Here is a 5,181-nt window from a genome sequence, read left to right as displayed (position 1 = left end):
GCATCGGCGAGCGGCTCACCCAGGCGCAGCCCGAGCTGTGCGCCGCGCTGACGGCCGGGTCGCCGCCCGCCGCCGCCGACCCCCTCGATGTGGCCGCCGCCGCGTATGTCCTGCGGCCCACCGGATGGGTGAAACTTGTCGCCGCCGCGGGGGAGGAGGCCCAGCGCGCGGACGCCGAGCGCGCCGACGAGGCCGGCCGCCGGGAGCTGGAGCGGCTGCGCGCGGAGCTGGCCGAGGCGCGCGGGCTCACCAAGAGCGAGACCGAGCGGCTGCGCGGTGAGCTGGAGACGGCCCGTAAGGAAGCCGAGTCGCTCCGCCGCAAGATGCGCAGTGCCCAGAGCGACATCAAGCGCGGCGAGGCCGCGCTGCGCCGGGCGGGCGCCGAGATCGAGGCCGTACGGTCGGAGGCCGCGGCCCGGGTGTCGGCGGCCGAGAGCGAGGCCCGGCGGCTCAAGGCACGCCTCGGTGAGGCGGAGGCGTCGGTGGAGGCCGGGCGGCGAGCCGCCCGCGAGGGCCGCTCGATCGAGGACATGCGGCTGCGGCTGCTGCTGGACACCGTGCTGGACGCGGCCCAGGGGCTGCGCCGGGAACTGGCGCTGCCGCCCGTGTCCGCCCACCCCGCCGACACGGTCGACGCGGTCGAACCCGGCCGGATGTCGCCCAAGGACATCGCCACCCGCGCGCTCTCCGACACCGACCCCGCGCTCCTCGACCAGTTGCTCGCGCTGCCGCAGGTCCATCTCGTCGTCGACGGCTACAACGTCACCAAGACCGGCTATCCCACGATGCCGCTGGAGAAGCAGCGGCTGCGGCTGCTCGGCGGGCTGTCGGTGCTCGCGGCGCAGACCGGGGCCGAGATCACCTGTGTCTTCGACGGCGCGGAACTGGCGGCCCCGGTGCTGCTCGCGCCACCGCGCGGGGTGCGGGTGCTGTTCTCCAAGCCGGGGGTGACGGCGGACGAGCTGATCCGTCAGCTGGTGCGGGCGGAGCCGCCGGGCCGGCCCGTCGTCGTGGTCTCCACCGATCGCGAGGTCGCCGACGGTGTGGCGAAGGCCGGGGCGCGTCCGGTCGCGTCCGTGCTGCTGCTGAGACGCCTCTCCCGCGTGTGACCGGGTTTCCGGGTCCACCCGGTTCTGTGTCTGACCGAGTCCCGGGTCCACCCGGTTCTGTGTCTGACCGAGGCCCGGGTCCGACCCAGGCCCGGGCCTGACGGGCCTCGCGTCCGACCGGGTCCCCGCGCCCCGGCTTGTGCTCGGTCCGACCTGTCCGGCCCGCGCCTCTCGTGTCCGGCCCGCGCCTGCCTCGTATCCGCTCCCTATCCGCTCCGTATCCGGTCCGGACCGGATACGACCTGTGTCCGGCCCGCGCCGGCCTCGCTTCTGATCCGCGCCCGGCGAACCGGTGGCGAACCGTCCCGGCGAACCGGCGGCGGAACCCGGGGGAGGGCGGGGCCCGTTCGCTACGAGGCCCCCGGCGTGGGGTGGGCCGTTCCGGCCGCTCCGGCGCAATCGTGTCGATTGTCAATTCCCATGCCCAATGCCCGAATTCCTGCCGGATTCCTTCCTCTTGGCAGGAGGCGGAGAGTCAATTGGCCATTACCACGCGTGGGATATGGGTAAAGAAAACGCTCCCGGCCAAGATTTTTCCCGGCAGGATTTGAAGTGATCACAGAAGCGTCACTAGGGTCAGGCGTCGAACCTTCGCGCGGTTGATCGCCCATCCGGGGTGACGGCGGAGGTACCGCCGTGTCCGTGCGTCTCAGCCTGATTCCGGGGGAGCTGGGTGCGTGGAGCCGGGGATTCAACCCCCCACAGCCCGGCAGGCGGCTGAGGAAGAAGGAGCTCGCCTCCGTGGCGTCCCACCGTCGTCCCAAGCAGCCGAGCCGCACCCGAGTGACCGTGCTCACCGCGACCGCCGCCGCTGCCGTCGCCATGACCGCGCAGACTGCCCAGGCCGATCCGAAGCCGAGCAAGAGCGAGGTCAAGGAAAAGGTCGACAAGCTCTACGAAGAGGCGGAGAAGGCCACCGAGAAGTTCAACGGTGCCAAGGAGCAGCAGAACAAGCTCCAGAAGCAGGTCGACGCCCTTCAGGACAAGGTCGCCCGCGGCCAGGACGAGCTGAACACCCTGCGGGACAACCTCGGTTCGGTGGCCAGCGCGCAATACCGCTCCGGCGGGATGGACCCCTCCCTTCAGCTCCTGCTCTCCTCGGACCCGGACAGCTACCTCGACAAGGCGTCCGCGCTCGACCAGATCGGCACCAAGCAGACCGAGGCCATCGACGAGATCCAGGCCAAGCAGCGCACTCTCGCGCAGCAGCGCAAGGAGGCCCAGAGCAAGCTGGGCGACCTGGCCGACACCCGTAAGGAACTCGGCACCAAGAAGCGCGAGGTCCAGACCAAGCTCGGCCAGGCGCAGAAGCTGCTCAACTCGCTGAGCGCGAAGGAACGCGCCGCCGTCAAGGCCGAGGACACCCGTGCCAACCGCGCGAGCGAGCGCGCCGACCTCGGTAAGCCCAAGCCCGGCTCGCAGCGCGCGTCGTCCGCGTTCGGAGCGGCCCAGAGCAAGATCGGTACGCCGTACGTCTACGGCGCTTCGGGCCCGAACTCCTTCGACTGCTCCGGACTGACCTCCTGGGCCTTCTCCCAGGCCGGTGTCTCCATACCCCGGACCTCCCAGGCCCAGGCGGGCATCGGCACCCGGATCAGCTCCCAGAGCGACCTCAAGCAGGGCGATCTGGTGTTCTTCTACGGCGATCTGCACCATGTCGGCTTCTACGCGGGCAACGGCCAGGTCCTGCACGCGCCGCGCACCGGCGCCGTCGTGCGCTACGAGTCGATCAACAACATGCCGTACCAGTTCGGGGTCCGGGTCTGACGCTCCCCTTAGGGCCCGTGACTTCGGGGCCGCGACTTCAGGCCCGTGACTTCGGGGCCCGTGATGCTTCCGCCGGCACCGGTACCACCCGTGCCGGGACGCCCAATCGGGGGAATTCCCGCACCTCTCGCTGACGCCGCGCCCTGCCGGTGACCTGTGATCTCCCGGCCGGGGCCCGCTGTGCGTGTCCTGCGATGTCTTTGGCCGCTGTGTGATCGTCCGGCTACTGTCTGCCGCGCGACATGCCCCGTACGGCGCCCCTGTGCTCCCCAGCACTTCGTGCTGCGCCCGTACACCTCGTACAGCGGAAGGGAGCGCGGCCCGTGGCAGCTCACCGACAACCCCGAGGGACTCGACGGCCCTCAGGGACCGGCCTGACTCACAGTGCCCGGGCGACCGTACTGACCGCCGCGGCGGCGACGGCCGCGGCGGCGCTCGGGGCCGGGGCGGCGAGCGCCGATCCGCACGACGCCTCCCCGGGGGGTGCGCGGGCCGCGGTGGACCGGCTGTTCGAGGAGGCCGAGAAGGCCACCGAGAAGTTCAACGCGGCCGACGAGCGGGCCGGGAAGCTGCGCGCGAAGGTCGACCGGGCGCAGGACAGCGTGGCCCGGGGCCAGGAGCGCGTCAACCGGATGCGCGGGGCGCTCGGATCCCTGGCGGGCGCGCAGTACCGCTCCGGCGGTATCGACCCCTCCCTCCAACTCCTGCTCTCCTCGGACCCGGACACCTATCTGGAGCGGGCCGAATTCCTGGGCCGGGTCAGCGAGCGCCAGAACTCGGCCCTCCACGACCTCCAGCGGGCGCAGCGCCGGCTCGGCCAGGAACGCGCCGAGGCCACCCGCGACCTGGCCGAACTGGAGCGCAGCCGGACCGCCGTCGCCCAGCACAAGCGCACCGTCGAACGCAAGCTCTCCCAGGCCCAGCGGCTGCTGAACTCCCTGTCCGCCCAGGAGCGCGCGGACTACGACGGCGACTCCCGGGCCTCCCGCTCCGGCCGTGACTCCGCGCCCGAACCCGCCGCCGGCTCCGGCGACTCCGCCGCCTCCCCGCGCGCCGCCGCCGCTGTGGCGGCGGCCCGGGGCGTGGTGGGCCGCCCCTATGTGTGGGGCGCCAACGGGCCCTCCGGCTTCGACTGTTCCGGGCTCACCCAGTGGTCCTACGCCCAGGCGGGCGTCGGACTGCCGCGCACCTCGCAGGCGCAGCGCTACGCAGGCCGCCAGGTCCCCCTCTCCGAGGCCCGGCCCGGCGATCTGGTCGCCTACCGCGACGACGCCAGCCACATCGGGATGTACGTCGGCAACGGCCAGGTCGTCCACGCGCCCTACCCCGGCGCATCGGTGCGCTACGACCCCGTCGGCATGATGCCCGTCTCATCGGTCACCCGCGTCTGACCCGGGCCGCCGCGTTCGTTCCGTACGATCGGCGGGGTGGCAGAACATCGGCGCGCGGGACGGCGGGCCATCCGGAGGACGGCAGGGCTCTCGCTCGCCGGGGCGCTGCTCGCTCCCGCGCTGCTGGCGGGCTGCGGCACACCCGGCGCCTCACCCGACACCACCACCACCGAGCGGGATATCCGGCGCACCCTGGACGAGCGGTCGGCGGCCGTTCTCGCCCACGACGAGCGCGCGTACCTGGCCGCGCTCGCCCCCGGGACGGCGGAGCTGCGGGCCGAGGAGCGCCGGCAGTTCCGCAATCTCGCGGAGGTGCCGTTCGACTCGTGGGAGTACCGGCTCGGCAAGGTACGGCGCGAGGGGGAGCGGGCCCGTGCCGACGCGGAGCTGCGCTACCGCGTCACCGGCTATGACTCCGCTCCCGTCACCGCGGGCCGGGCCCTGGAGCTGGCGCGGCGCGACGGCCGCTGGTATGTGACCGCCGACCGCCCGGCGAAGGGCGGTGCGCAGCAGCTCTGGCAGCAGGGTCCGGTCCGCGCCGTGCGCGGCGAACGCAGCCTGGTGCTCGCCGTCGGCCAGGCCCCCGCCCGGCTCAAGGACCTCGCGGCGACCGCCGACCGCTCCGTCCCCACGGTCTCGGCCGCCTGGCGCTCCCCCTGGGCGGGCCGGGTCGTCGTCCTCGTCCCCGCATCGCTGGACGCGATGGGCGCGCTGCTGGGCGCCCCCGCGGCCGGGTACCGGGGCATCGCCGCCGTCACCACGGGCGAGACCGGGACCACGGGCGCGGCGCCCGCCGACCGGGTGATCGTGAACCCGGCCGCCTACGCCGTCCTCGGCGACTTCGGCCAGGACGTCGTCCTCACGCATGAGACCACCCATGTCGCGACCCGCGCCTACACCTCCCGGGCCACCCC

Annotated in this window: 4 protein-coding genes; all 4 read left to right on the top strand. The window is 73.2% G+C overall.

What is annotated here, in order from left to right; genetic code table 11:
• Positions 1-1,109 (top strand): NYN domain-containing protein (locus ACWF94_RS32715; protein ID WP_453496849.1); only part of this gene is annotated, 1,109 nt, incomplete at its 5' end.
• Between the two features lie 741 nt (positions 1,110-1,850).
• Complete coding sequence (locus ACWF94_RS32710; protein ID WP_453496846.1) at positions 1,851-2,876, top strand: NlpC/P60 family protein; 1,026 nt, start codon at positions 1,851-1,853, stop codon at positions 2,874-2,876.
• Between the two features lie 323 nt (positions 2,877-3,199).
• Complete coding sequence (locus tag ACWF94_RS32705) at positions 3,200-4,267, top strand: NlpC/P60 family protein (protein ID WP_453496843.1); 1,068 nt, start codon at positions 3,200-3,202, stop codon at positions 4,265-4,267.
• A 36-nt stretch (positions 4,268-4,303) separates the two neighbouring features.
• The coding region (locus ACWF94_RS32700; protein WP_453496840.1) for a hypothetical protein at positions 4,304-5,181 on the top strand (878 nt) is incomplete at its 3' end.

The sequence above is a fragment of the Streptomyces sp. NPDC055078 genome, assembly GCF_053607985.1.
This window is presented reverse-complemented; position numbering and strand designations above follow the sequence as displayed.